The organism is Mesorhizobium sp. M1E.F.Ca.ET.041.01.1.1 (genome assembly GCF_003997355.1).
Taxonomy (GTDB): Bacteria; Pseudomonadota; Alphaproteobacteria; order Rhizobiales; family Rhizobiaceae; genus Mesorhizobium.
In genome coordinates, this window is sequence record NZ_RZSL01000989.1 from 1 (window position 1) to 1379 (window position 1379).

The following is a 1379-nucleotide window of genomic DNA, read 5'->3' on the forward strand; positions in this document are numbered from 1 at the left end:
TCATAAGGCACCGAGTTCTTGGTCAGGAAGGAGGTCGCGATGTCACAGGATGTCGTGAACTTCGCCGTGCCGACCGGGTTGAACTGGAACCTGCAGTCGCCGGGGGCAGCCGTCACCGTCGCGCGCGTATTCTGCTGCGCGGTGGCCAAAGCCGGGTTGGCGGCCCAGGTCAGCGCCTTGAACAGCGGGAAGGTGCAGACGATACCAAGCGCCAGGCCAGCCATGATGATCGGTTTGCGGCCGATCTTGTCCGACAGCCAGCCGAACACGACGAAGAAGAGCGAGCCTACCGCAAGCGCGATCGCGATCATGATGTTGACCGACTGCGCGTCGACCTTCAGCACGTTCGTCAGGAAGAACAGCGCGTAGAACTGGCCGTTGTACCAGATGACGGCCTGGCCGGCGGTCAGGCCGAGCAGCGCCAGAAGCGCGATCTTGGCGTTCTTCCACTGGCCGAAGGCTTCCGACAACGGCGCCTTGGAGCCCTTGCCCTCTTCCTTCATGCGCTGGAAGGTCGGCGACTCCGAGAGCGACAGCCGGATCCAGACCGAGACGGCGAGCAGCAGGAACGAGACGATGAAGGGAATGCGCCAGCCCCAGGCAGCATAGGTTTCCTTGCTGAGCGAACTCTGGACGCCCAGGATGACGAGCAGCGACAGGAACAGGCCGAGCGTCGCCGTCGTCTGGATCCAGGAAGTGTAGTAGCCGCGGCGATCGTCCGGCGCGTGCTCGGCGACATAGGTCGCGGCACCGCCATATTCGCCGCCAAGCGCCAGGCCCTGGAACATGCGGAGCCCGATCAGGATCACGGGTGCCGCGATACCCCAACTGGCGTAACCGGGCAGCAGGCCGACCAGGAAGGTCGACAGGCCCATGATCGTCATGGTGACGAGGAAGGTGTATTTGCGGCCGACAAGGTCGCCGAGGCGGCCGAACACCAGCGCGCCGAACGGGCGGACGAGGAAGCCGGCGGCAAAGGCCAGCAGCGCGAAGATGTTGCGCGTCGCCTCGGGGATGGTCGGGCTGAAGAAGGTCGCGCCGATGAAGGCGGCCAGCGAGCCGTAAAGATAGAAATCGTACCATTCGAAAACGGTGCCGAGCGAGGAGGCGAAGATGACCTTCTTTTCCTCCCGCGTCATGCCGCGGCTTGTTCCGCCGGCGGTCGAAACCATTGCCATTGATATATCCTCCCGTGGATCCCGTATGTCCTCGATGACTGCGCGCCACCGTCCGCAACTTCTCCGAACGTGGACTCAAAAAAACGCGGCCAACGAAGAAAAAATGGCAGAAAGCGCCGCCAAAAGGCACCGAGACGATGGGATTATGACTTTCGTATTAGGTGCAATGCGAAAGCGGAGCGTGGCACTGGATGGCTCATC

Annotated in this window: 2 protein-coding genes; one reads left to right on the top strand and one right to left on the bottom strand. The window is 62.5% G+C overall.

The window, feature by feature from the left end:
* On the bottom strand, positions 1-1178 hold a 1178-nt coding region (locus EOA38_RS36670), incomplete at its 3' end, for an MFS transporter (protein WP_127301507.1).
* Between EOA38_RS36670 and EOA38_RS39935 the strand changes: the two genes are divergently transcribed.
* A partial coding sequence (locus EOA38_RS39935) for a hypothetical protein (protein ID WP_210213020.1) occupies positions 1114-1379 on the top strand: 266 nt, incomplete at its 3' end. The genes EOA38_RS36670 and EOA38_RS39935 overlap by 65 nt on opposite strands.